25 protein-coding genes are annotated in these 23,890 nt (G+C 64.1%); 15 read left to right on the top strand and 10 right to left on the bottom strand.

Features of this window, described 5'->3' with window-relative positions; genetic code table 11:
* Positions 1–16 precede the first annotated feature (16 nt).
* Positions 17–616 carry a 3'-5' exonuclease gene (locus tag DL891_RS04650; protein WP_111719253.1) on the top strand — a complete coding sequence of 200 codons (600 nt, stop codon included), beginning with the start codon at positions 17–19 and terminating at the stop codon, positions 614–616.
* Positions 617–725: 109 nt separating this feature from the next.
* Here the strand turns inward: DL891_RS04650 and DL891_RS04645 are convergent, their stop codons facing one another.
* Together DL891_RS04645 and DL891_RS04640 are read right to left on the bottom strand one after the other, a co-directional pair.
* The gene (locus tag DL891_RS04645; protein ID WP_111719252.1) at positions 726–1,379 is read right to left on the bottom strand and encodes a hypothetical protein; all 654 of its coding nucleotides are present in this window, start codon (positions 1,377–1,379) and stop codon (positions 726–728) included.
* Between the two features lie 107 nt (positions 1,380–1,486).
* Positions 1,487–2,977 carry a CoA-acylating methylmalonate-semialdehyde dehydrogenase gene (locus DL891_RS04640; protein WP_111719251.1) on the bottom strand — a complete coding sequence of 497 codons (1,491 nt, stop codon included), beginning with the start codon at positions 2,975–2,977 and terminating at the stop codon, positions 1,487–1,489.
* 57 nt (positions 2,978–3,034) lie between these two features.
* Here DL891_RS04640 and rmuC point away from each other — a divergent pair, with 57 nt between their 5' ends.
* A complete protein-coding gene (gene rmuC / locus DL891_RS04635; protein ID WP_111719380.1) occupies positions 3,035–4,390 on the top strand; it encodes a DNA recombination protein RmuC in 1,356 nt (451 codons plus the stop codon).
* Positions 4,391–4,517: 127 nt separating this feature from the next.
* On the opposite strand, the gene glpX is transcribed toward rmuC, so the two are convergent.
* Positions 4,518–5,450, bottom strand: coding sequence for a class II fructose-bisphosphatase (gene glpX / locus DL891_RS04630; RefSeq protein WP_232819017.1), 933 nt, complete (start codon positions 5,448–5,450; stop codon positions 4,518–4,520).
* A 228-nt stretch (positions 5,451–5,678) separates the two neighbouring features.
* Here glpX and fbaA point away from each other — a divergent pair, with 228 nt between their 5' ends.
* Entirely contained in the window at positions 5,679–6,704 is a 1,026-nt protein-coding gene (fbaA, locus tag DL891_RS04625; protein ID WP_111719249.1) for a class II fructose-bisphosphate aldolase, read from the top strand.
* 8 nt (positions 6,705–6,712) lie between these two features.
* Here fbaA and DL891_RS04620 read toward each other — a convergent pair whose 3' ends face one another.
* Positions 6,713–7,243: a DUF6264 family protein gene (locus DL891_RS04620; RefSeq protein ID WP_157962388.1), complete on the bottom strand. Its 531-nt coding sequence runs from the start codon at positions 7,241–7,243 to the stop codon at positions 6,713–6,715.
* Between the two features lie 241 nt (positions 7,244–7,484).
* On the opposite strand from DL891_RS04620, the gene DL891_RS04615 reads away from it, so the two are divergent.
* The 7 genes from DL891_RS04615 (at position 7,485) to DL891_RS04585 (ending at position 14,275) form a co-directional block, all read left to right on the top strand.
* On the top strand, positions 7,485–8,099 hold the full coding sequence (locus DL891_RS04615; RefSeq protein WP_111719247.1) for a 3'-5' exoribonuclease: 615 nt from the start codon (positions 7,485–7,487) through the stop codon (positions 8,097–8,099).
* Entirely contained in the window at positions 8,096–9,334 is a 1,239-nt protein-coding gene (gene xseA / locus DL891_RS04610) for an exodeoxyribonuclease VII large subunit (protein ID WP_111719246.1), read from the top strand. Before DL891_RS04615 ends, xseA begins: the two co-directional genes overlap by 4 nt.
* A 1-nt stretch (position 9,335) precedes the next feature.
* Positions 9,336–9,617 carry an exodeoxyribonuclease VII small subunit gene (locus tag DL891_RS04605; protein WP_111719245.1) on the top strand — a complete coding sequence of 94 codons (282 nt, stop codon included), beginning with the start codon at positions 9,336–9,338 and terminating at the stop codon, positions 9,615–9,617.
* Entirely contained in the window at positions 9,617–10,267 is a 651-nt protein-coding gene (locus DL891_RS04600; RefSeq protein WP_111719244.1) for a DUF4245 domain-containing protein, read from the top strand. The genes DL891_RS04605 and DL891_RS04600 overlap by 1 nt, the downstream gene beginning before the upstream one ends.
* Complete coding sequence (locus DL891_RS04595; protein WP_111719243.1) at positions 10,264–10,911, top strand: carbonic anhydrase; 648 nt, start codon at positions 10,264–10,266, stop codon at positions 10,909–10,911. The genes DL891_RS04600 and DL891_RS04595 overlap by 4 nt, the downstream gene beginning before the upstream one ends.
* A 98-nt stretch (positions 10,912–11,009) precedes the next feature.
* Positions 11,010–12,416, top strand: coding sequence for an aspartate ammonia-lyase (locus DL891_RS04590; RefSeq protein ID WP_198668770.1), 1,407 nt, complete (start codon positions 11,010–11,012; stop codon positions 12,414–12,416).
* Positions 12,417–12,781: 365 nt separating this feature from the next.
* The gene (locus tag DL891_RS04585; RefSeq protein WP_111719242.1) at positions 12,782–14,275 is read left to right on the top strand and encodes an HNH endonuclease signature motif containing protein; all 1,494 of its coding nucleotides are present in this window, start codon (positions 12,782–12,784) and stop codon (positions 14,273–14,275) included.
* Positions 14,276–14,312: 37 nt separating this feature from the next.
* On the opposite strand, the gene DL891_RS04580 is transcribed toward DL891_RS04585, so the two are convergent.
* On the bottom strand, positions 14,313–15,464 hold the full coding sequence (locus DL891_RS04580; protein WP_111719241.1) for an acyl-CoA dehydrogenase family protein: 1,152 nt from the start codon (positions 15,462–15,464) through the stop codon (positions 14,313–14,315).
* A 17-nt stretch (positions 15,465–15,481) separates the two neighbouring features.
* On the opposite strand from DL891_RS04580, the gene DL891_RS17040 reads away from it, so the two are divergent.
* Positions 15,482–15,652 carry a hypothetical protein gene (locus tag DL891_RS17040; protein ID WP_157962387.1) on the top strand — a complete coding sequence of 57 codons (171 nt, stop codon included), beginning with the start codon at positions 15,482–15,484 and terminating at the stop codon, positions 15,650–15,652.
* On the opposite strand, the gene DL891_RS04575 is transcribed toward DL891_RS17040, so the two are convergent.
* From DL891_RS04575 to DL891_RS04565, 3 genes are all read right to left on the bottom strand, one after another.
* The gene (locus tag DL891_RS04575) at positions 15,633–16,985 is read right to left on the bottom strand and encodes a PhoH family protein (protein WP_111719240.1); all 1,353 of its coding nucleotides are present in this window, start codon (positions 16,983–16,985) and stop codon (positions 15,633–15,635) included. The genes DL891_RS17040 and DL891_RS04575 overlap by 20 nt on opposite strands.
* A 287-nt stretch (positions 16,986–17,272) precedes the next feature.
* Positions 17,273–18,403, bottom strand: a complete 1,131-nt coding sequence (locus DL891_RS04570) for an aminotransferase class V-fold PLP-dependent enzyme (RefSeq protein ID WP_111719239.1) — start codon at positions 18,401–18,403, stop codon at positions 17,273–17,275.
* 16 nt (positions 18,404–18,419) lie between these two features.
* A complete protein-coding gene (locus tag DL891_RS04565; protein WP_111719238.1) occupies positions 18,420–19,184 on the bottom strand; it encodes an isoprenyl transferase in 765 nt (254 codons plus the stop codon).
* A gap of 271 nt (positions 19,185–19,455) precedes the next feature.
* Here DL891_RS04565 and DL891_RS04560 point away from each other — a divergent pair, with 271 nt between their 5' ends.
* Positions 19,456–20,130 (top strand): hemolysin III family protein, encoded by a 675-nt coding sequence (locus DL891_RS04560; protein WP_111719237.1) that lies wholly within the window; start codon positions 19,456–19,458, stop codon positions 20,128–20,130.
* 98 nt (positions 20,131–20,228) lie between these two features.
* Positions 20,229–21,386, top strand: a complete 1,158-nt coding sequence (locus tag DL891_RS04555; protein ID WP_232819003.1) for a M20/M25/M40 family metallo-hydrolase — start codon at positions 20,229–20,231, stop codon at positions 21,384–21,386.
* A gap of 64 nt (positions 21,387–21,450) precedes the next feature.
* Here DL891_RS04555 and DL891_RS17270 read toward each other — a convergent pair whose 3' ends face one another.
* Positions 21,451–21,849, bottom strand: a complete 399-nt coding sequence (locus DL891_RS17270; RefSeq protein WP_198668768.1) for a hypothetical protein — start codon at positions 21,847–21,849, stop codon at positions 21,451–21,453.
* A complete protein-coding gene (mca, locus tag DL891_RS04545; protein WP_111719378.1) occupies positions 21,846–22,697 on the bottom strand; it encodes a mycothiol conjugate amidase Mca in 852 nt (283 codons plus the stop codon). The genes DL891_RS17270 and mca overlap by 4 nt, the downstream gene beginning before the upstream one ends.
* Positions 22,698–22,823: 126 nt before the next feature.
* On the opposite strand from mca, the gene DL891_RS04540 reads away from it, so the two are divergent.
* Together DL891_RS04540 and greA are read left to right on the top strand one after the other, a co-directional pair.
* Complete coding sequence (locus DL891_RS04540) at positions 22,824–23,309, top strand: DUF4307 domain-containing protein (protein ID WP_157962386.1); 486 nt, start codon at positions 22,824–22,826, stop codon at positions 23,307–23,309.
* 72 nt (positions 23,310–23,381) lie between these two features.
* Positions 23,382–23,876, top strand: coding sequence for a transcription elongation factor GreA (greA, locus tag DL891_RS04535; RefSeq protein WP_111719234.1), 495 nt, complete (start codon positions 23,382–23,384; stop codon positions 23,874–23,876).
* Positions 23,877–23,890 lie beyond the last annotated feature (14 nt).

Below are 23,890 nucleotides of genomic sequence, written 5' to 3'. Positions count from 1 at the left end.
GTGAGACGATGAATCAGTGCCATTGAATTTCACCGCCATCGACTTCGAGACCGCAAACTCTGCCAGGGAGTCTGCCTGTTCGGTGGGCCTGGTGAAAGTGCACAACGGAGTGGTGGTCGACCGGGCCGGCTGGCTGATCCGGCCCCAGGCGGGTTTCGACGAGTTTCTGGAGTGGAACACCCGCATCCACGGAATCACCGCGGCCGATGTGACGGATGCCCCGAGCTGGGCCGAGCAGTTTCCTGATCTGGTCGCCTTCGCAGACGGCGACCACCTCGTGGCACACAATGCCAGCTTCGACATGAGTGTGATCCGGGCGTCGTGCACCGCGGCATCCGTTCTCTGCCCCGACCTCGCCTATGTCTGCAGCCTGCAGGTCGCGCGCAAGACCTACGAGCTGGACTCCTACCGCCTGCCGGTGGCGGCGATGGCCGCCGGGTTCGAGGATTTCGCCCACCACGATGCGTTGGCCGATGCCGAAGCCTGCGCTGCGATCATGGTGCACGCGGCGAAGCGGCACGGAGCGGCAACCGTCATCGAACTGGCGAGGGCAACCGGAATCGGGATCAACAGTCTGATGCCGCCAAAAGAGCCGGCGGTCTCGGCCGTCTCGTAGTTCGGCCACGGTTCGAGACCGAGCCGGCCTGATCGCTCGGGTGGCACCCGGACACCGGCGGCTCGTCACTCAGGCATCAGCCGGGCGTCATTCGCCCAACAGCCCGGTTTCACTCGATGATGAGCGTCAACTCCTGGGAGTGCATGGCCGGATCGCCGTCGACCTTCCACGCCAGCCTGACCCGTGGCGAGCGCACGCCCTTCTCGGGGAAGGCCTGGAACTGGAGGTGATCACCGGGTGCCACATCGCGCGGGATGACCTCTTCGGGGCGAATCGGCTTCGGCGGCTCGGTCGCATCACTCAGGAGAGCTGTACGCGCCACGAGGGTGCCGACGTTGCGCGCCACCCAGAGCGATTTCTTGACCTGCTCGCACTCCCAGCGAACGACGCCCGCCTCGAGTCGGGCTTGACCTGATTCATCCACCCGCTTCACCACGGCGGTGATCCCCTGCATGGCGGCGCCCGAACGCGTCAGCGCCTCATCCGAGGCCTGCAGCGCCCGATCAGCCTTGCGATCGGCCAACTGGGCCACATCAGCCAGGTCGCCGGCCTGCCGGGCCACACCGGCGGCGGCCGCAGACGCCGCTTGTGACCGGCCAACCGCATCGGACGCACGGGCAAGTGCCTCCGCCGACTGGGCGAGCGCGTACTGCACGGCCTTCTGCGCTTCCTGCTCTGCAGATTGCGCCCGAAAATAGGCGATCACCCCCGCAGCGAGCCCCAAGGCCCCCACGATCACACTCAGCGCAGAAAGGAACGTCACCCTCGAATCATAGTGAGGAGCACCGACTGGTGCACAGCTGGCCTCGTACAGACGACGAAGGGGGCCGCGGACAGTGTCCGCGGCCCCCTCGTTGTCACTTCAGGTGATCAGTCGTGCTCGGGGAACCCGAGGTTGATGCCACCGTGGCTCGGGTCGAGCCACCGGCTGGTGATCGCCTTTTCGCGAGTGAAGAAGTCGAACCCCTGTGTGCCGTACGCCTTGGCGTTGCCGAACGCGGAGTCCTTCCAGCCACCGAACGAGTGGTAGGAGACGGGCACCGGAATCGGCACATTGACGCCCACCATGCCGACCTCGATCTCGTTCTGGAAGCGGCGCGCGGCACCGCCATCGTTGGTGAAGATGGCCGTGCCGTTGCCGTACGGGCTGTTGTTGATCAGCTCGACACCGGCTTCGTAGCTCTCCACGCGAACGACTGCCACGATCGGGCCGAAGATCTCGTCGATGTATACCTTCGACGATGTCTGCACGTTGTCGATCAGTGTCGGGCCGAGCCAGAAGCCATCGTCCGCGCCATCGACCTTGATCCCGCGGCCGTCCACGGCTACAGTTGCGCCGTCTTCTTCAGCGATCTCGATGTAGCTGGCAACCTTGTCGCGGTGCGCCTCGGTGATCAGCGGGCCCATGTCGCAGCTGCGACGGCCGTCGCCGACCTTGAGCCCCGACATGCGCTCGGCGACCTTGGCGATGAGGTCATCGGCGACGGGTTCGACGGCCACGACGACGCTGATCGCCATGCAGCGCTCACCGGCCGAGCCGAATCCTGCGTTGACAACCGCGTCGGCGGTCACGTCGAGGTCGGCATCCGGAAGCACCAACATGTGGTTCTTCGCGCCACCGAGCGCCTGCACCCGCTTGCCGTGCTTGGCTGCGGTCTCGTAGATGTAGCGAGCGATCGGCGTCGATCCGACGAAAGAAATCGCCTTGACATCCGGGTGCTCGAGCAGGCCGTCCACGGCGACCTTGTCCCCGTGCAACACGTTGAACACGCCGTCGGGCAGGCCCGCCTCGGTGAACAGCTCAGCCATCCAGTTCGCGGCCGAGGGGTCCTTCTCGCTGGGCTTCAACACGACCGTGTTGCCGGCGGCAATAGCGATCGGGAAGAACCACATCGGCACCATCGCCGGAAAGTTGAACGGGCTGATGATGGCGACCACTCCGAGTGGCTGGCGCAGGGTGTACACGTCGACACCCGTCGACACATTCTCCGAGAAATCACCCTTCAGCAGGTGCGGGAAGCCGATCGCGAACTCGACGACCTCCAGGCCGCGCGCGATCTCGCCAGCGGCATCTGAGATGACCTTCCCGTGTTCGCTGGTCAGGATCTCTGCGAGCTCACCCTTGCGCTCATTCAGCAGTTCCCGAAAACGGAACATGATTCCCGAGCGCTTCGCGAGCGACATGTCGCGCCAGCCGGGGAACGCAGCCTTGGCGTCCGCGACCGCTAGGTCGATCTCATTCGCGTCGGCCAGTGCGACCGCCTTGGTCTGCTGTCCCAGCGCCGGGTCATAAACGGGGGCAGTGCGCCCGCTCGTGCTGGTGTGTGTTCTGCCTGAAATCCAATGGTCAATAGTCTGCATACCAACTACTCTATGGCTTAGAGGGAGATGTCGGTGGCTGCTGGCACACTGGCAGGTATGGATTCCTCTGTGTACCTCCTGATTGGCTTGATTCTCGGCCTGCTCATCGGCGTTCTTCTCGGCGTGATGCTGCACAAGAGGCGTGTGACCGGCGGCGCCGACGATCCGGCGCTGATCCGCGCCCGGCATGAGGCCGAGTTGGCATCGCTCCGTGCCGAAGGTTTCCAGGAGCGCTCTGACCTCCAGTCAGAGTTGGCACACGCGAGTGCCACAGTGGATGCCCAACGCGAACGTGTCGAGGGCCTGCAACAGCAACTGCGTGAGCAGTTGGAGCTTCGCCGCAGTGACGAGGTCGCCCAGAAACGACGCGCCGAGGATGAGAGCCGCGTGCTGCAGGCGTTATCGCCGGTGCAGGAGGCGCTCAGAACCATGCAGGGGCAGGTCACCGAATTGGAGAAACAGCGCAGCGTGCAGCATGGCGAGCTGAGCCAGCAGTTGTTGCAGGCAACGGCATCTGAGGAGCGACTGCGGTCGACCGCCGAGTCGCTCGCATCGGCGCTGCGCTCCAACGATGTGCGGGGCGTGTGGGGCGAGACCCAATTGCGCAATGTGGTCGAAGCCGCAGGCCTGCTCGAACGGGTCGACTTCGACGTGCAGGCGAGCATCCAGTCTGATGCCGGGACAGGACGCCCCGACATGGTCGTGCGGCTCCCCGGCGGTAAATCGATCGCCGTCGACGCCAAGGTTCCGTTCAGCGCCTATTTGGAGGCAAGTCACATCTCCGTCGGGGCGAACGGGGAAGATGCCGATCGGCGACGCGAATTGATACTCAAGCACGTGAAAGCCGTTCGTGGTCACATCGATGCGCTTGCGTCGCGCAGTTATTGGCAGGGCTTGGCGGCAAGCCCGGAACTGGTGATCGCGTTCATTCCGAGTGAATCGCTGATCTCATCGGCGTTGGAGGCCGACCCTGCCCTGCTCGACTACGCATTCAGTAAACGCGTTGCACTCGCGTCACCCGTCACGCTGTGGTCCGTGTTGAAGACCGTGGCGTACAGCTGGCAACAAGACGTACTGACTGAAGACGCCAAGCACCTGTTCGATCTGGGCAAAGAGCTCTATCAGCGACTGTCGACCCTGTCTGAGCACGCTGATAAGTTGCGCCGCTCGATCGAAGCGACGGTCAGGAGTTACAACCAGTTCGCGAGCTCGCTGGAGTCACGGGTGCTGGTCACCGCCCGCAAGCTCCAAGCACTCGACGAATCGAAGGTACTCGGCACCGTCGAAGGCATCGACACATCTCCCCAGCAGCTGACCGCGGCCGAACTGATGCCCGCCGAACCCATGGATGGCAGAGATCCGGTGCACACCAGAGAACTGGTGCCTGCCGAAGAGCCTGTGCACAGCGCCTGATCCGTTCGCGCAGCGCCTGATGGGTTGGCGCAGCGCGTGATGGGTTGACGCAGCTCCTGGCTCGTTCACACTGCAGAGACCTCGCTCGCCGAGAGCGGACGGCGCTGATTCAAACGTGGGCGATCCGTTACAGCCACTTCTCCACGAGGTGTTCCGCGATCACGCGGCGCATGGTGCCGGTCTTGGAACGCAGCACCACAGATTCAGTCCGGATGATCCGGTCGAAATGTTGCACGCCCGACACCAGCCCGCCGTCAGTCACCCCGGTCGCGACGAAGTAGGTGTTGTCGCCGCGCACCATGTCGTCGCCGTCGAGTACTCGGTCGAGGTCGTGGCCGGCATCGATCGCCTTCTGCTTCTCGGCGTCGTCCTGCGGATGCAACTTGCCCTGGATGAACCCGCCGAGGGCCTTCACCGCACAGGCCGTGATGATGCCCTCCGGGGTTCCGCCGATCCCGGCGCACATGTCGATGCGGGTGCCTTCGCGCACCGCGTTGATCCCGCCGGCCACGTCGCCGTCGAGCATCAGCCGGGTGCGAGCGCCGGCCGCGCGGATGTCTGCAATCAACTGGGCGTGTCTCGGGCGGTCAAGCACGGCAACGGTGAGGTCACCGACGCTCTTGCCGCTCGCCTTGGCCAATGCGCGCAGGTTCTCACCGATCGGCTGGCGCAGGTCGACCACACCGTGCCCCTCGGGCCCCGTCACGATCTTGTCCATGTAGAACACCGCTGACGGGTCGAACATGGTGCCGCGGTCGGACACGGCGATCACCGAGATCGCGTTCTGGCGCCCCGCCGAGGTGAGGCTGGTGCCGTCGATCGGGTCAACCGCCATGTCGCAGGCGGGCCCGCGGCCGTTGCCCACGTGCTCGCCGTTGTACAGCATCGGCGCCTCATCCTTCTCACCCTCACCGATGACGACGACACCGTCGAAGTTGACGGTGCCCAGGAAGGCTCGCATCGCATCGACCGCCGCGCCGTCAGCGGCGTTCTTGTCGCCGCGCCCGATGAAGGGGAACGCGCGAATGGCTGCGGCCTCGGTCGCCCGCACCAACTCCATCGCGAGGTTGCGATCCGGGTGCAGGTAATGGGAGGCGGTGTCTGTGCTGGTCACGTTCATATCCTTCGTGTGGGGCCCGTTCAACGCGCACATCACCACTGGCTGTGTCGCGCATAAGCGGACGGCTTTCACCGGAATAACTCGTTGTCAGCCTAGCCGTGCCCGGCCCCGCCGGCGCCGCCCTGAGTAGACTTTGACCAAGAACGAGCCCACTGCCAAGGAGTTTTCATGCCCATCGCCACACCGGACCAGTACGCCGAGATGCTCGACCGGGCCAAGGCGGAGCAATTCGCCTTCCCTGCGATCAACGTGTCCAGTTCTCAGACGGTCAACGCGGTGCTGCAGGGATTGAGCGACGCCGGCTCGGATGGAATCATTCAGGTCTCCACCGGAGGAGCCGACTATTTCGCCGGTCAATCGGTGAAGGCCCGTGCTTCCGGGGCCCTCGCCTTTGCTGCATTCGTTCACGAGGTTGCCAAGAACTATCCCGTGACCGTCGCGCTGCATACTGACCACTGCCCGAAAGATGCGCTCGACGGATTCGTGATGCCGTTGATCGAGGCATCCGAGGCGGAGGTGAAGGCCGGCCGCAATCCGATCTTCCAATCACACATGTGGGACGGCTCCGCGGTTCCGATAGCCGAGAACCTGCGAATCGCGAAGGAATTGCTGCCGCGCATGAAAGCGATCAACTCGATTCTCGAGGTTGAGATCGGTGTCGTCGGCGGCGAAGAGGACGGGATCAGCCACGACATCGGCGAGCACCTGTACACGACACTGGAAGACGCTGTGAAGATGGTCGAAGCGCTCGGCCTCGGCGAGAACGGGCGCTATATGGCCGCACTCACCTTCGGAAATGTGCACGGTGTGTACAAGCCGGGCAACGTGAAGTTGCGACCCGAGCTGCTGAAAGAGATCCAAGAGGGTCTGGCTGCGCACTACGGCACAGGAGAAAAACCGCTCGACCTGGTCTTCCACGGTGGTTCAGGATCAAGCGACCAGGAGATCTCGGATGCCGTCTCCTACGGTGTCATCAAGATGAACATCGACACCGACACCCAGTACGCGTTCAGCCGTTCCGTCGCGGATACCGTGCTGCGTAACTACGACGGGTTTCTGAAGGTCGACGGCGAGGTCGGCATCAAGAAGGTCTACGACCCGCGCTCGTGGGGCAAGACCGCGGAGACAGCGATGGCCGCCCGTGTGGTGGAAGCCGCCACTGACCTGGGGTCGGCGGGCAACTCGATCGGCTGAGCCCATGCTCAGCCGCCGAGCGTCTTGACGTACGCCAGGTAGGCCGGGTCGGAGAAGACCACGACCGCCATGACCACCATGAGCGTCACGTAGAAGATCACGAAACCGACCAATGGCCAATAGAAGGCGAGCCGGTCGCGCCGGAGCGCTCGGTAGGACCGCCAGATGGTGAGTGCGAGTAAGAGCACCTGGATTCCGGCGAGCACGAATCCGGCAGTACGAGCCTCGTCCACGAGGGTGAAGGTGCCGATCCCCAACTGCGCGTAGATGACGTTGAGGGTTTCCGAAAGCTGCGGAAAACTGAACAGACCCTCGATAGTGAGAATCGTCCACAGCACCAGCAGGCCGAATGTCACCGCCCGGTCCCAGGCGCGGGCAAGCGGCCGTCGGGGTGATAGCGGGCCAGCAGATGGGGCGCGCCTGTCGGGCTGACGCTGCAGTATCGACTCCGGTGCGTGTGACACCGGCTGTTGCACCGGTGAGACCCACCCGGGCGGCGCATATTCGCCGTATTGGGGTTTTGGCCTGGGGTCGGTCATCGCATCTGCCAATCAACTGTTCTCGTGGGTGTCCATTGTGCAATACCGGCTCAGTTCTCGCCTGGGCCTGGCTCCGGTGCCAGTTTAGGTCCGCCGACTGGGCGGCGAATGTGCGCCTCGGAAAACAGCGTGCTCGGGCCACCACAGGCTCAGGAGCGCAGGCGATGCTGGTGGTATCCCGTAGCCTGATATCAGCCATTGTCGGGGGTCAGTATCCCCATCACAATCTTTCAGGAGCCCGATGAACAACGTTCCGACCGCCCCGCAGAAAACCTCCCGACCGGAGATGTACTTCAGTATCGACGTGGAGACGGCGGGTGCGGCGCCCAGCAGGTTCTCGTTGTTGTCGATCAGTGCCTGCGTGGTGGATCAGCCCGATCTGCAGTTCTCTATCGAGTTCGCTCCGGTGAACGATCGCTCCACTGACGAAGCCCGGGCAGTGAGCGGCCGGTCGCTCAAGCAGTCGGCGATCAACGGAACTGACCCGGTCGCGGCCATGACGGCATTCGCCGACTGGGTCACCGCGCAGGTGGGCGAGAGCCACGCACCGGTCTTCGTGGGGTTCAACGCTCCGTTCGACTGGATGTTCGTGTGCGACTACTTCGAACGGTTCGGCGTGACCAACCCGTTCGGCAACGCCCCACTCGATCTGAAGTCGTATTACCCGGGCATGGCAGGCGGCTCGTGGGCCGATACCAGCATGCGGTGTCTCGCTCCACGCTATCGTGAAGGAAGAGCGCTGTCTCACAAATCCTTGGACGATGCCCGCGTCACTACCTTCTTCCGCGAGCGTCTGGTCTCGATGTCGACCGTCGATGACTACATCGTGCGGGTCCACGAGGCGCCCGAAGCATGACCGAGACCCAGGGCCCAGCCACGGCCGAGGCACCGTGGCCCGTCAGCCTGCTAGCGACGAAGATCCGCGCATACATCGAACGCCTTGGCACGGTCTGGGTGGAGGGTGAGATCACCCAGTGGGGCGGCAGCGGCGGGAATGTCTACGGCAAGCTCAAGGACCTCGACCAGGACGCCACCGTCAGTTTCACGATCTGGTCTTCAGTACGCCAGAAGATTCCTGCCGACCTGAAACAGGGTGACCGGGTGGTCGCCCTGATGAAACCCAATTACTGGGTCAAGGGCGGCACTCTCACGATGCAGGTGTTCGAGATGCGACACATCGGTCTCGGCGACCTGCTGGAGAGGCTGGAGCGACTGCGTGCCACCCTCACAGCGGAGGGCCTTTTCGACCCGGCCCGAAAGAAGCGTCTGCCCTTCCTGCCCGGCGTGATCGGCCTGATCACCGGCAAGGATTCAGATGCAGAGAAAGACGTACTGCGCAACGCCCAGTTACGCTGGCCGGCAGTGCGATTTCGCACCATCCACACGGCGGTGCAGGGCGATCGCACCGTCGGAGAGGTGACCCAGGCTCTGCGCACCCTGGATGCCGACCCCGAAGTCGAGGTGATCATCGTTGCCCGCGGCGGTGGTGATTTCCAGAACCTGCTCGGCTTCAGCGACGAGAACCTGGTGCGAGCGGCCGCAGCCTGCAGCACCCCGATCGTCAGTGCGATCGGCCACGAGGCCGACCGGCCACTGCTCGATGACGTGGCCGACCTGCGCGCGTCCACCCCGACTGACGCCGCCAAACGGGTGGTTCCGGATGTCTCCGAGGAGCTGACCCTCGTGCAGCAGGCCCGGCTGAGGCTTCGCCAGCGGCTAACAGGGTACCTAGCGACGGAGATCGACCGGCTCGGGCAATTGCGTTCTCGTCCGGCGCTGGCCTCTGCAACTTGGATCATTGATTCCCGATCGGAGGATCTCACGCGTTACGTGGCGCGCGGGGTCGAACTGACCACGCGACTGGTCGAGGACCAGACCGCCCGAACCACCCAGTTGCGCTCTCACCTGCGGGCGCTGTCGCCGCAACGCACCCTCGATCGCGGGTACGCGATCGCGCAGCTGGCAGACGGGTCGGTCATGCGATCGCACACCGACGCCCCCGACGGCACCGTGTTCACTCTGACCCTGGCCGACGGTACCGTCGATGCAGCCTCCCGAGGGGCCCGGCGAGACCGGACGACCGACGGTTAGAATGGAAGCCATGCCGAAATCTGATGCCACCGCGCCCGAAACCGTCGACCCGCATGCCGATATCGAGGAATTCACCTACGAGCAGGCCCGCGATGAACTCATCCGGGTGGTGGGCGACCTCGAACAGGGCGCCTCGACGCTGGAGCAGTCGCTTGCGCTCTGGGAGCGGGGTGAAGCGCTTGCCCGCCGCTGCGAACAGTGGCTGATCGGAGCCAAGCAGCGCCTCGAGGCCGCGCGCGCCTCCATCGCCGAGCCCACCACCGACGCGAACGAGAAGGCCTGATGGCTCACGAGCCACGAGTGGTGGCCGAGTTGGGCCGCCCAGAGACCCCCGAGGAGACAGCGGCACGCAAGGCCCAGAACTCGAAGAATCACCGCGCGCGCCAGACCCCCAACAATCTGGTGCTATCGCTGCTGGCGACAGTCGGCGTGGTCATCCTGATCGTTCTGATCGTTCCGCGGGGCGACCAGGATCATATGCCAGATGTGGACTATGCCCAGGTGGCCAGCCAGGCGCAGACCTCTGTCGCCGAAACGCTGTTCGTGCCCGCGCTCCCGGAGAACTGGACAGCGAACGTCGCAGCATTGCGTACCGGCGCAGACGATGTGCTGAACTGGCAAATCGGTCTTCTGACGCCGTCCGTCGAGTACATCGCGCTGAAGCAGGGCCTCGATGCGAGCCCCACTTGGCTCGCCGCCGAGTTGCCCACGCTCCAGGTCACCGGTGAGGAGACCGTGGATGGAGTCACTTGGCAGGTCTATGACAACCGGGCTGCCAGTAAGGGCGAGGGCAACCTGCAGTTCGCGGTGAGCACTGTCACAGCGTCCAGCATCCTTGTGCTGCACGGCACCGCATCCGATCAAGAGTTCCACACGGTCCAGGCGACGCTGGCCGACCAGATCCTGGCGGCCGGGAAGGCGGTAAATCCATGAGCGAACCGACCACGCTCACCCCCGGCGAAGTCTGGCATGTCTTGCAAGAGGGCAACCGACGTTTCATCGACGGCACACCACGCCATCCGCGCCAGGATGTCGAACGCCGCACCGAACTCGCGCACCGGCAGTATCCGGTCTGCGCAATCTTCGGTTGCAGCGACTCGCGTCTGGCCGCAGAGATCATCTTCGACCTGGGCCTTGGCGACGCCTTCGTGATTCGCAATGTCGGACAGGTGAATTCCACATCGGTGCTCGGTTCCATCGAATACGCCGTCGGAGTGCTGCACGTTCCGCTCGTACTCGTGCTCGGCCACGATGAGTGCGGCGCAGTGCAGGCTGCAATCGACTGCATGGATCCCGACGTTCCCGCGCTTCCGCCTCACATCGACGTGTTGATCCAGCCGATCATCCCGGCCGTCCGCCGGGCTGCAGGCGTCGCCGATGGGGCCGAGGTCGACACCAGCCTCGTCGACCCGAGTGTCGTCGGCCGCGAACATCTGCGCGAGACGGTGGCCGAGTTGTTGTCGAGTTCCGAAATGATCAGCGACGCCGTTGCCGACGGCACATTGGCTATCGTTGGAGCCAACTACGTACTGCAGGACGGGCGGGTTGTCTCCGACATTGTTGTCGGGAATGCCTGAACACATTTGCCTGAAATGGGCGCCAGTATTGCGAACATCTGCGCGGCCCACGATTTTTTGCCAGCCTAAGTTCATTCTCACAGAAAGAGGAAAACACCGTGGTGGACAACAACACCGAATACCGGATCGAACACGACACGATGGGTGAGGTTCGCGTACCCGCTCATGCGCTCTACAGCGCACAGACCCAGCGAGCGGTCGAGAACTTCCCGATCTCCGGCACCGGATTAGAACCCGCGCACATCGCGGCATTGGCTCAGATCAAGAAGGCCGCCGCACTGGCCAACGCGAAACTGGGCAAGCTCGAGCAGCCGATGGCCGACGCCATCGCGCGCGCCGCCGACGAGGTGGCCGCCGGCAAGCACGACAACCAGTTTCCGATCGACGTCTACCAGACCGGCAGCGGCACGTCGTCGAACATGAACATGAACGAGGTGCTCGCCGCCCTGGCCACCAAGAGCCTGGGCTCACCAGTGCACCCCAACGACCATGTGAACGCCTCCCAGTCGTCGAACGACGTCTTCCCCACTTCGGTGCACGTCGCCGTCACCAGCGCGCTGATTTCGAACATGATCCCGGCGTTGGAGCACCTCGCCACAGCACTCGAGGCCAAGCAGGCTCTCTGGTCTGACGTGGTGAAGGCTGGCCGCACCCACATGATGGATGCGACCCCGGTCACACTCGGTCAGTCGTTCGGTGGGTTCGCCGCGCAGATGCGCTACGGGATCGAACGCATCGAGGCCGCGCTTCCCCGTGTTGCCGAGGTTCCACTCGGTGGCACCGCGGTCGGTACAGGCATCAACACGTTGCCCGGCTTCCCCGAACTGGCCATCTCGTTGCTGGCTGAGCAGACCGGACTGCCGATCACCGAGGCGCGCGATCACTTCGAGGCGCAGAGCGCCCGCGACGGGCTGGTCGAGGCATCCGGTGCGCTGCGCGTCATCGCAATCGGTCTGACCAAGATCTGCAACGACCTGCGCTGGATGGGCTCCGGCCCGAACGCAGGTCTCGGCGAGGTGCACATCCCCGACCTGCAGCCCGGATCGTCGATCATGCCCGGCAAGGTCAACCCGGTGGTTCCCGAGGCCGTCCTAATGGTCTGCATGCGCGTGCTCGGCAATGACACCGCCGTGGCGTACGGTGGCGCATCGGGAACCTTCGAGCTCAACGTGGCGATCCCGGTGATGGGAACCGCGCTCCTCGAATCGATCCGACTGCTCGCGAACGCCTCCCGCCTGCTCGCCGACAAAACCATCGATGGGCTTGAGGCGAATGTGGAGCGGATGCGCGCCCAGGCCGAATCCTCGCCTGCGATCGTCACCCCGCTGAACAAGGTCATCGGTTATGAGGCGGCTGCGACAGTGGCAAAGCGTGCAGTGGAGAAGGGCATCACCGTGCGCGAGGCCGTGATCGAACTCGGATTCGTCGAACGTGGTGAGCTGACGGAGCAGATCCTCGATGACGCACTCGACGTGCTGTCGATGACGAAGGCACCGTCAGCGTAGGGCGGCAGCTGGTAGAGCAATCCGTTGAGCGGTGCGCACGTGCGCACCGCTCGCGACCGATCGTCTGTGACCGGCTTCGGTCGCGTGCCCGCGAAGAAGACCGAGCTCGTCGGCGTTGCGGCGGTCTTAGCTCGAACTCGTCCGGGTCTCGCCGCGATCGCTCCCCTGAGCCTGATACTTCAGTTGATGCTCCGGCAGCGCGCGCTCACGCGGCCACAGGCACGGATCGATGCGGTAACGAGTTCTATGACTGGCCGTCCCGGGAGTTGACCCGTTAGTTCTCCGTCCAGGTGGAAGTGATCGGAGTTATCCACAGTTTTACCCGTTGCTGGGCGGATGTCGGTGGGTCATGGTTGACTGCTTGCATGGAACATATGTTCGAACCTAGCGCGGGGGAAGGTCCTCACCTCCTGGGGGTTCCAGCCGACCACAAGGTGCCGGGTCCGTCGAATATCCCGGCCAACCCGACCCGGTCCGACGACTCCGCTGTAGCTGGGAACGCTGTCCTGTTTGGTCCCGGTGATGAGGAGGCGGCGGCTGCGATCGCCCGCACGGTGGTGATCCGGCAGCAGATGGGTGCCCTGCAGGCCCAGGAGTTGCACGAGTTGGCGACCCTGGCGGTGTGGGTGCGGGCCGGCAACACCGAACTGTACGGTTGTGACACGGCGATCGCGCACCGGTCCCTGGTCGCCGACCTCGCCGCGGCCCACCGGGTCTCTGACCGCACCATGGGTCGCCGCCTCGCTGACGCGGAACGGTTCGTCACCGACTACCCGGCAGCGGTTGCCGCTCTCAACGACGGCCGCATCGACCTGGGCCATATCCGGGTGATCGCCGACCACGGCCTGCCCATCCAGGACGACACCGCCCGGTCCGTCTACGAACAAGCGGTGTTGGACAAAGCGGCCGACACCACCCCGGGCAGGCTCGGCCGGTACGCGCAACGGGCGGCCGCGACGTGCGGCGAGGTCACTTTTCAGCAACGGTACGACCAGGTGTACAAGCAACGCCGGGTATGGGTGCAGGACATCGGTGACGGCCTGTCCGAGCTGGGTATGACCGTGCCGACCGTGTTGGCGGAGGGCATCCTGGACCGGCTCACCCAGCAGGCCAAAGCCATCACCGGCGCCGCCGGCGCCCGCACCCTCGACCCTGACACCGGTGACCTGGTCACCGGTGAGCCACGCAGCTATGACCAGTTGCGCACCGACCTGGCCTGTGAGCTGTTACTGACCGGGCAACCCACCGGCTGCGAAGACGCACCCCACCACGCCGGCATCGGCATCCGCGCCGAGATCGCCATCGTGATCCCCGCACTCACCCTCCTCAACACAGACAACGCTGACACTGACGGCGGTGGCGGTGGCACTGGCGCTGGCACCGGCACTGGGACGAAACCCGGGAAAGTTCCTCTGGAACCACCGACGCTCGCGGGGAAAGGTCCGATCGACCCGGCCACCGCCCGCCGGTTGGCCGCCGACGCACCCAGGCTGACCCGGCTGCTCACCCACCCGGTCACCGGGATGGCCTTGACCGCCGACACGTATAGGCCGTCGGCGAAACTTCGCCGGTTCCTTCGATTGCGAGATGGCCGGTGCCGACAGCCGGGGTGTACCCGGTCTGCCGGCCGGTGCGACATCGACCACACCATCCCCGCCGAAACCGGTGGCCCCACCGTGCCCGACAACCTCGCCCACCTCTGCCGCGGCCACCACACGTTGAAACACCACGGCGGGTGGGGAGTGAAACAAGTCTCCCCGGGAGTACTGGAATGGACCACCCCCACCGGCCGGGTAATCACCGACCAGCCAGACACCTGGCCCACCTTCACCGAAAGCGTGACCGGTACTTGCAGATGAGAACGGTCCTCTGAACAAACACCTTTGGAGAAAGTTCCTATGCCGGCGGGCCGAGCACCGCGTTCGCGAAAGTGCTGTGCGCCGACTCGTCGTCGGAGGGGTGAAACAACCCAGCCAATACGTCTCGGTAGAGCCTGCCCAACTCGCTCGAAGAAAAATAGGATGAGCCACCGGAGGCCCGGATTGCACCGTCGACCACTTGGCGGACGGTCTCGGTCACGCGCACCTTAACGCCGACCAGCTTCGGAAACCAGGCGGCCTGATGGTCAACCAGGTTGTCGACGTCGGCTGCCGCCTGATCGATCTGGGGGTACAGCCCATCCTGCCAGATCGCGGCGTCGGCGATCCGCCAGCGAATGTCTGGGTCATCGGCCAGGCTCCGGCCGCCATGCTTCAGCGAAGTACGTCGGCGGCCGGATTCAACGGCCAATTCGATGGCGCGCTGCCCGATTCCGGCGTAGACCGCCGCCAGCAGCAACTCGAAATTCGCGAAGATCGCGAAGATCAACGGGTCGGCACTCGGCCCAACAGGCAAGGACCGGAAGATCCGTTCGGCCGGCACATGCACCCCGTCAAGCACGGTGGTGCAGCTCTGACTGGCACGCATGCCGAGAGTGTCCCAATCGTCCTTGATGGTATAACCCTCGCTGTCGCGGGTGATGAAACCGTGCACCAGGCGGGGGTTGTCGGGGTCGGTCGCATCCTTTCCGAAGATGCCCAACCGCGTCCATGCCGGAGACATCGAGGTGAAAATTTTGGTGCCGTAGTAGCGGTAGCCCCCATCGCCGTCGGGTTCGGCACGGGTGCGCGAATCGAACAACACCTGGTCATTGCCGCCCTCGCTGTTGCCGAACGCGAACAGTTCACCGGCGGCGGCCTCCTTGAGAACCCACAGCAGCGAATCGTCGCCCCGGTCAAGCAGCACCTTCGCCACTCCGGTCCAGACCTGGTGCATGTTGATTGCGAGCGCGGTCGCCGGGGCGGCCGTGGCCAGACGCGTCTGTTCGCGTGCCACGTCCAACAGGCCGCGGCCGAGTCCGCCGTGTGCGGTCGGGGTGAACAGCCGCAGGTACCCGGCCTCCACCAATTCTGCGAGGTCTTCGTGGAAGAAGGCGTTGTCACGGTCATACCCGGCCGCACGGCCGCGAATTCTGGCCAACAGTTCGTCAGAGAGCACGGATTCGGTCATCCCCCCAGACTACGACCGTGGGCGGTCGCCTGTGCGGCGGTGACCCGACTCTTATCGCCCCAGCATTTATTCTGGCAGTGTTTATTCCGGCAGTGTTTATTCCGGCAATGTTTATTCCAGCAATGTTTATTCCAGCAGCACCTATTCCACCGCTTATTCCAGTAGTACTTATTCCAACAACTGGGTGACCAATGCCGCGATCTCCGAGCGTTCCGACCGGGTGAGCGTGACGTGGCCGAACAGGGAGTGCCCCTTCAACGATTCGATCACCGAGGCCACCCCATCGTGTCGCCCGACCCGCAGGTTGTCCCGCTGCGCCACATCATGGGTGAGGACCACCCGCGAATTGCGACCGATTCGGCTGAGCACCGTGAGCAACACGTTCCGCTCCAGCGACTGGGCCTCATCCACAATCACGAACGCGTCGTGCAACGACCGCCCACGAATGTGTGTCAGAGGCAGCACCTCCAGAATGCCCCTGGCCTGCACCTCCTCCAGTACATTCTGCGAGACGACCGAACCGAGCGTGTCGAACACGGCTTCGGCCCACGGGTTCATCTTTTCGGCGGAGTCGCCGGGCAGATATCCCAGTTCCTGCCCACCAACGGCGTAGAGCGGTCGGAAGACCATGATCTTCTGGTGCTGGCGATGTTCGAGCACGGCCTCCAACCCCGCGCAGAGGGCGAGCGCCGACTTGCCGGTTCCCGCGCGGCCGCCCAACGAGACGATGCCGACTGCGGGGTCGAGCAAGAGGTCGATGGCGATGCGTTGCTGTGCGGAATGCCCGTGCAGCCCGAACAGGTCCCGGTCACCACGCACCAGGGTCACCTCGTCGTCTCCGGTGACCCGCCCGAGCGCTGAACCCCGATCGGACTGCAGCACGAGCCCGGTGTTCACCGGCATCCCGGCCACCAGGTCGGTCTGCAATTGCGCGCCATCGTACAGGTCGAGGATGTCCTGCTCGGTCACCGACACCTCTTGAATCCCTGTCCAGCCGGAGTCGACCACTTGCTCCGCCCGATACTCTTCGGCGGTCAAGCCGATCGACGCCGCCTTGACCCGCATCGGCATGTCCTTCGACACCACAATCACGTCGAGCCCGTCATGGGCGAGGTTCAGCGCAACCGCCAGGATGCGCGAGTCGTTGTCGCCGAGTTGCAGCCCCGACGGCAAAGCAGCCTGGCTGGAATGGTTGAGTTCCACGCGAAGCGACCCACCATCTCCGATCGGGATCGGAAAGTCGAGTCTCCCGTGTTCTTCGCGCAGGTCGTCGAGTAGACGGAGCGCCTGCCGCGCGAAATAGCCGATCTCAGGATCGTGCCGCTTCTTCTCAAGCTCGCTGATCACGATCACTGGCAACACCACATCGTGTTCGGCGAATCGAAACAGCGCCCTCGGGTCTGACAACAGAACCGAGGTGTCGAGTACGTAGGTCAGTTGGGCCTGCGGCCGTCGAGAGGTGCTCGCCCCCTTGGATGCTGAACCTGTGACCGGGCCTGCTGGTGTTCGGGTGACGACCATGTTGCACTCCCCTATCCCGACGCGAAGCGTGCGGGCTCTGCCTCGAGTGCCCCGCGGGAGCGGCTGTCATGTGTTGGCGCAGTACCGGCGTTCAGTCCTGCGCCGATGTCGAGCACTCCCGTTGAGGCATTCTCGATCAAGCGCCTTGCCTGATAGTCGTGACGCTACGACCCGATCGCCACACCGCTCCTTCGACACGCCGCAGTCGGTCGATCGCGTTCGAGAATCACTCGTGCGACGGGGTGAGGGGCAGGACGGGATGAGAGACAGGAGGGGGTGACGCTGCCCTACCGCGCCGCGGCGAGCCTGCCGAATTCGGTGAACGCGAGTGCCAGGGCATCGAAACTGTCATCGTCGGTCGAGACGTGAACGCCGAAGCGAACAGACCCCTCCCTGCTCGTTGCAGAGATGCCGTGGTTGAACAGCGAGGCGGTCAGAAGGCTGGCGCAGTCGGGCCTCGGGGTGACGACGACGATCCCGGCACGCTCTGCGACGTCGCGCGGAGAGGTCACCTGCAACCCAAATTCGTCGGCAAGGTCGATCAGGCGAGAGGTTTTCTGTGAGATCGACTGCACGATTTCGGGCACGGAGACCTTGTCGACTTGTTCCAAAGCGGCGGCCAGCCGGGCCTGAGCGATGCAATCGGGCATGGACACGCTGAACGCGGCCGCGCCTGCTGTGGGCTCCTGGATCTCGGAGTTCGACCAGGGTTCGGCCAGATCTGTCGCGTTGAACCCGGAGACGACGGGAGTGATCCGCTCCAGGGCATGTTGGCTCAGCGCCATGAACCCGGTCCCCCAGCCGGCCCGTACCCACTTCTGACCGCCAGCCACGACAACGTCAGCTGCCTCGTACGCTGCGTCGACGACAGAGAACCCCTGGATGGCGTCAACGATCAGCAATCGGTCGCCGATGACCTGGCGGATGCCCTCCAGATCTGCAACGTAACCGGTACGAAAGTCAACCAGGCTGACCGCGACAGCGACTGTGTTCGGTGTGATCTGCTCCCTGATCTGCCCGGGGGTCACCCGCCCATGGTCGGTCTCCAGCCACTGGGGAACCACGACCCCCAGCGACTGGGCCGCGCGCACTGCGGCATAGGTGATGCTGGGAAACTCGGAACCCGACATCAGCACGCCGCCGGTCAGGCCGAACATGGTGTGCATCAGCCCCATCGACGTATTCGGCTGGAACACGACTTGATCTGCCGGGAATCCGGTCAGGGCGCCGACCACGTCGCGTACCCGTTCGTCCTGATACTCAAAGTTGTCGAGGCCGCCGAACCGAGCACGGGAGAAGATCTCCCCCTGCCCCTGCATCTCTGCCAGAACGGCGGCACCCGGCGGCCCGACCCGGGCAAAGTCGAAATAGCCCGGTTCTTCGTTGAACTGCTGCGTGAACTCGTCGATGGTCATCATCTGCCCACGTCCTCCCTCAACTGCCGAAGCGTCGCTTGCGACGAGAATAGTCGCGCAACGCGCGCAAGAAATCAACTTCACGCAGATCGGGACCGAGCGCCTCCACGAAGTAGAACTCGCTGTGGGCACTCTGCCAGAGCATGAAGTCGCTCAACCGTTGTTCCCCCGACGTGCGGATGACCAGGTCTGGATCGGGCAGGCCACCGGTGTAGAGGTGCTCACCGATCAGTTGGGGCGTGAGCCGCTCGGCCAGCGTGTCCAGGGTGCCGCCACCCTTCATGTGCTCCGCGACGATGTTCCGCATGGCATCCGTGATCTCGGTGCGTCCCCCGTAGCCGACGGCCAGATTGATGTGCATTCCCGAGTTGTTCAAAGTACGCGCCTCGGCGGCGTCAAGAGCTGCGGTGAGGCCGGGAGCGAGACCCGTATCCGATCCAACCTTCTTGATCCGCCAGTTGCGGTAGTGCGAAAGGTCTTCGGCCAGCTCGGCGATGATCTCGATGAGGTCGGCGAGTTCTTGGCTGGAACGCTGCACCAGGTTATCGCTCGAGAGCAGGTAGAGCGTGACCATCGGGATGCCGAGGTCGTCACACCACTCCAGGAACTCCCTCATCTTCGCGGCCCCGGCACGGTGACCGGCCGCCGCCGTCTCCAGGCCCAACTGCTTCGCCCAACGGCGGTTGCCGTCGATGATCATCGCGACATGGCAGGGCAGGCTGGTCGTGTCGAGTCGGCGCCTGAGTCGACTCTGGTAGACGCGATAGAGAAACCCGCGAGCCATTGGTAGTCTCTGCTTCTGCACACAGTCACGCTAGTGCACTTCTGGCCCGAATGAGTGCAATCCGCAGTTTTCGCCTTCCGATCGCGCGCTCGCGGGCGACGCCCACCTTCATGGCGGGCCCGGCTCACGCCGTTAGGCTTGTGGAATGACCGGTCATCCTTCAGTAGGCGATCCGCGCTCCGCAGACAGCAACTCGAGAGATAGCCGCCGCGCAGATGCCCACGCCGATGAGGCAACCGGGAATGACGCTGATGAGCCGATCAGCCTGCACATGCCACTGCTGGAGGCGGCCACAGCAGACCCTCTCGACCTGAAGCCGACCTGGCGCGGTTGGATCCACGCCGGCACGTTTCCGTTCGCCGTGGTCCTGGGAATCATCCTCATCGTCGCGGCCGATGGAGCGGCGGCCACCATCAGCAGCAGTGTGTTCGTGGCGTCCTCGTTACTGTTGTTCGGCGTCTCTGCGCTCTACCACCGGTTCAACTGGAAGCCAGCGACCAAGAGACTGTTCAAGCGGCTGGACCACGCCAATATCTTTCTGCTGATAGCAGGTTCCTACACGCCGATCACGGTGCTGTGCCTGCCTCCCAAACAGGCCGCCCTACTGCTCAGCCTGGTCTGGGGAGGAGCGGTTCTTGGGATCGGCTTTCGCGTGTTCTGGATCGGTGCACCGCGGTGGCTCTACGTTCCGCTCTACCTGCTGCTGGGCTGGGCCGCGGTCATGTTCATGCCGCAGTTCTTCCTGGCCAATGCGGCAACGATGATACTGATCATCGTCGGGGGGCTCTTGTACAGTGTGGGCGCCATTATCTACGCCCTGAAGCGCCCCAATCCCTTCCCCGGTGCATTCGGATTCCACGAGATCTTCCACACCCTGACCGTGCTGGCTTTCCTCTGCCACTGGACGGCGATTCTCCTGGTGGCCGTCAATCCCCCGACCTTCTGAACCCCCGACCTTCTGAACTCCCGACCTTCTGAACGCCCGACCTTCTGAACCCCCGAACCGCCTGAATCACCCATCTGAAACCAGCCACAAGGAGAGCCGTGCCGCCGATCGACCCCGTGAACCTGCTGAGGCAATTGGTCGCCATCGACTCGGTGAATCCAGATCTGACTGTTTCAGGAGCCGGCGAGGGCGCAATCGCCACCTTCTGTGCCGAGTGGATGACCCGGCACGGGTTCGAGGTGCATCGCCTCGAAGAGACCCCCGGTCGACCGTCGGTAGTCGGCATCCTGCGCGGAACCGGTGACGGCCGTTCGCTGATGCTGAACGGCCATCTCGACACAGTGCCTGTGGCCGGGTACTCCGGCAACCCCTTCGAACTCGTCGAACGGGGAGACCAATTGCATGGGCGCGGCACCTTCGACATGCTGGGCGGTGTGGCAGCGATTCTGGCGGCCACTGCGACCGCGGGGCGGAATCGACCGGCGGGCGACGTGCTGGTGACCCTGGTGGCCGACGAGGAGTTCGGCAGCCTCGGCACCGAGGAGGTGTTGCGAACGTTCACCGCAGATGCTGCGATTGTCGCGGAGCCCACGAATCTGCAGCTCGTCGTCGCGCATCGCGGATTCGCGTGGTTCGAGATCGTCCTGACCGGCGTTGCCGCCCACGGGTCGATGCCCGAACGCGGGGTGGATGCAATCGCCCACGCCACGCATGTGCTGCGCGCACTTGATTGTCTGGCGGGCCGGCTTTCAGCCGGACCCGGGCATCCACTTCTGGGCCACAGCACAGTGCGGGTTTCCAAGATTCACGGTGGCACCGATGAGGCAACCGTCGCCGACGAATGCCGGATCAGCGTCGAACGACGCATGCTGCCGGGCGAATCCCCAGACTCTGTGGAACAGGAGTTGCACCTGCTTCTGTCCGAACTGGCCGCGATGATTCCTGATTTCACCTTCACCCTTCGGCGACAGGTCGCACGAGCAGCCCTCCAGGCCGACCCGGAGGCCCCTCTGGTGCGCATCCTCGAAGAACACGCCACGCAGATTCTCGGGGTCGCACCCGGCAGACGCGGCGAGCCCTTCTGGACGGATGCCGGGCTCATCGCGGCCGCCGGCATTCCGTGCCTGCTGCTCGGTGTCGACGGAGCCGGCGCACACGAAGCCGACGAATGGACCACCGGCTCATCCGTGCGTGCACTCACCAAAATCCTGGTCGGAACCATCCAGGACTTCTGCATTGCTGGTCCAGCCGGCTAGGCGCGCTGGCCAGCTGCTCGCACTGGCCTCGTTGTTGCGCAACCCGGCTGGATGAACTGCCCGGTTAGGACGTTGGCGGAGCCGCCTTCGGTGGTTTCGCCGCATCGCCGGCACCGTCAGTACCATCGGCACCGTCAGTACCATCGGCACCGTCAGTACCATCGGCACCGTCAGTACCATCGGCACCGTCAGCACCATCAGTGCCGACATGCCCGCTCAACGCCTCCAGCTCGGCTGCTTCGGCTGCCTCATCCGCCAACTCCTTTTGGGCCTGGGCGCGGTAGTTCATGCGCCGCACTCGCCGGATCATGTCATAGATGATGACCATCACGGCGAGGGCGAGCAAAAAGGTGATCACGAATCCCCACACGCCCGGATTCGCCTGCGCCTCGGTGGGCGCGGACGGGGGCGTCGATGCCGCATGCAGCGCACCTGCGGCACCAATGCCGAGGGCGGTGATCACGACAGGTCCTTCACACCGGCGAAGAGGTCGGTTTCAGGGAGCACACTTTCCACCTTTGAGTCGACGAGTTGGAAGTCCTCGTAAGGCCACGCCTCACGCTGGATGTCGTTGGGCCAGAAGAAGAACGAACTATCCGGCGACACCTGGCTGGCGTGTGCCCGCAGCGCGTTGTCGCGGTGCTCGAAGAACTCTCCCACCGACACCCGGCTGGTCGCCAGCTTCGGCATCAGGTCTACCCAGGAGCGTCGTTGGGCCATCTGTTCGAGCAACGGAGAGTCCGGGTGCTCGACCTTCATCAGCTCGTACACGCTGTTCATTCGTTCTGCATTGAAAATGCGGTCGTAATAGAGCTTGCTGATCTGCCAGGCGTCCCCGGTGTCGGGGTATCTGTCTGGGTCGGCTGCGGCCCGGTACGCCTCCACCGAGATCTCGTGGCAGCGAATGTGGTCGGGATGCGGGTAGCCGCCGTTCTCGTCGTACGTGATCAGCACCTGGGGCCGGAACTCGCGAATCAATCGCACCAACGGTTCGGTCGAGGTCTGCAGCGGGATGGCTGCGAACGAGTTCACCGGCAGTGTGCCGTCTTCCTGAGCCATACCGGAGTCGACGTAGCCGAGCCAGCGATGTTCGATCCCCATGACCTCCGCGGCCAGTGCCATCTCCCGCCGCCGGTACCCGGTGATGTCACGTTCAGCCTGGGCGCGGTTCTCGATCCCGTCGTTCAGGATGTCCCCGCGTTCACCGCCGGTGCAACTGACCACCATCACTTCGGCGCCGATGCTGCGATAATAGGTGTACGTCGCGGCGCCCTTACTCGATTCGTCATCGGGGTGGGCGTGAACCGCCATCATTCGCAGGGACACGTGAGTGGTCTCACTCCTTCTTCGGTATTCGCCTAACCTTGAATGGTAGACAGGCTATGTCAGTCAACAATACTGGCCCCCACTAGAGTAACGAACCCGATCTGGAGTTGTATGAGAGTGTCCGACCCGGTCAGCGATGAGGCCGCGGAAGACTTTGACTCCTCCGGCACGCCGCCATCCGGCGGCGGCGTTCTCGACACCTCGACTCACCCCGACCTTGACAAGCGCTACGGTCGCAGTGCGGGTCGTGGGCGCCGGATTCGACTCGTCTGGTGGTTGGCAGCGGTGGGTTTCGTCGTCGTGCTCACTGCGTGGGTGGTGTGGGCAGGCGGCAGCCCCAACCCGGTGGATGCGCGAGACACCGCACACACAGTCTTGGGAGAGCACGCCGTCAGCGTCTCCTTCGAAGTGAGCATGCCCCCCGGGCAGGCCGCCGCCTGCGCGCTGCAAGCGATGAACGAATCGTTCGCAATCGTCGGTTGGAAGGTGGTGGACATCCCCGCGTCCACCCAACGAACACGCGCTTTCACCGAGACAGTTCGCACCACCGAACTGAGCGTGACCGGTTTGATTTACCGATGCTGGCCGGTAGAATAATGGGTTGATGCGCCCTGACGGTCACCGCCGGGGCGCTGATTCATACGATCGTGAAGCCTAAGGGAGGCCACCGTGTCCAATACTGTTCCAGCGAACTGGCTCACGCGTGAAGCCTTCGAACGACTTTCCGCCGAACTCGAGACGTTGCGGACGGCTGGGCGCATAGATATCGCGAAGAAGATCGAACTGGCCCGCGAAGAGGGCGACCTCAAGGAGAACGGCGGCTACCACGCGGCCAAAGACGAGCAGGGCAAGATCGAGGCACGGATCAGCCAGCTCACCATCCTCCTGCGAGACGCCGAGGTTGGCGAGGCACCTGCCAGCGAGGGGGTCGTCGAGCCCGGAACGGTGGTCACGGCCACGATCGCCGGAGACAAGAGCGTATTCCTGATCGGAAACCGCGAGATGGCCGGCGACAAGAGCGACTTGTCCGTCTACAGTTCGCAGAGCCCCCTCGGCACCGCGATCCTCGGTTTGAAGGTGGGCGACAAGGCCAGCTACGAGGCCCCGAACGGCAAGAAGATTCAGGTGTCAATCAACAAGGTGGAGACCTACCTGGCGCGCTGAGCACCTTTCGTCCC

Origin of the sequence: Homoserinimonas sp. OAct 916 (assembly GCF_003260275.1) — a bacterium.
Taxonomy (GTDB): Bacteria; Actinomycetota; Actinomycetes; order Actinomycetales; family Microbacteriaceae; genus OACT-916.
This window is presented reverse-complemented; position numbering and strand designations above follow the sequence as displayed.

What these genes read in the sequence shown, in the direction of transcription:
- DL891_RS04640 (WP_111719251.1), bottom strand. Translation starts at nt 2,977, where the DNA reads ATGCAGACTATTGACCATTGGATTTCAGGCAGAACACACACCAGCACG.
- rmuC (WP_111719380.1), top strand. Translation starts at nt 3,035, where the DNA reads ATGGATTCCTCTGTGTACCTCCTGATTGGCTTGATTCTCGGCCTGCTC.
- glpX (WP_232819017.1), bottom strand. Translation starts at nt 5,450, where the DNA reads ATGGAGTTGGTGCGGGCGACCGAGGCCGCAGCCATTCGCGCGTTCCCC.
- fbaA (WP_111719249.1), top strand. Translation starts at nt 5,679, where the DNA reads ATGCCCATCGCCACACCGGACCAGTACGCCGAGATGCTCGACCGGGCC.
- DL891_RS04620 (WP_157962388.1), bottom strand. Translation starts at nt 7,243, where the DNA reads ATGACCGACCCCAGGCCAAAACCCCAATACGGCGAATATGCGCCGCCC.
- DL891_RS04615 (WP_111719247.1), top strand. Translation starts at nt 7,485, where the DNA reads ATGAACAACGTTCCGACCGCCCCGCAGAAAACCTCCCGACCGGAGATG.
- xseA (WP_111719246.1), top strand. Translation starts at nt 8,096, where the DNA reads ATGACCGAGACCCAGGGCCCAGCCACGGCCGAGGCACCGTGGCCCGTC.
- DL891_RS04605 (WP_111719245.1), top strand. Translation starts at nt 9,336, where the DNA reads ATGGAAGCCATGCCGAAATCTGATGCCACCGCGCCCGAAACCGTCGAC.
- DL891_RS04600 (WP_111719244.1), top strand. Translation starts at nt 9,617, where the DNA reads ATGGCTCACGAGCCACGAGTGGTGGCCGAGTTGGGCCGCCCAGAGACC.
- DL891_RS04595 (WP_111719243.1), top strand. Translation starts at nt 10,264, where the DNA reads ATGAGCGAACCGACCACGCTCACCCCCGGCGAAGTCTGGCATGTCTTG.
- DL891_RS04585 (WP_111719242.1), top strand. Translation starts at nt 12,782, where the DNA reads ATGGAACATATGTTCGAACCTAGCGCGGGGGAAGGTCCTCACCTCCTG.
- DL891_RS04580 (WP_111719241.1), bottom strand. Translation starts at nt 15,464, where the DNA reads ATGACCGAATCCGTGCTCTCTGACGAACTGTTGGCCAGAATTCGCGGC.
- DL891_RS04575 (WP_111719240.1), bottom strand. Translation starts at nt 16,985, where the DNA reads ATGGTCGTCACCCGAACACCAGCAGGCCCGGTCACAGGTTCAGCATCC.
- DL891_RS04570 (WP_111719239.1), bottom strand. Translation starts at nt 18,403, where the DNA reads ATGATGACCATCGACGAGTTCACGCAGCAGTTCAACGAAGAACCGGGC.
- DL891_RS04565 (WP_111719238.1), bottom strand. Translation starts at nt 19,184, where the DNA reads ATGGCTCGCGGGTTTCTCTATCGCGTCTACCAGAGTCGACTCAGGCGC.
- DL891_RS04560 (WP_111719237.1), top strand. Translation starts at nt 19,456, where the DNA reads ATGCCACTGCTGGAGGCGGCCACAGCAGACCCTCTCGACCTGAAGCCG.
- mca (WP_111719378.1), bottom strand. Translation starts at nt 22,697, where the DNA reads ATGGCGGTTCACGCCCACCCCGATGACGAATCGAGTAAGGGCGCCGCG.
- DL891_RS04540 (WP_157962386.1), top strand. Translation starts at nt 22,824, where the DNA reads ATGAGAGTGTCCGACCCGGTCAGCGATGAGGCCGCGGAAGACTTTGAC.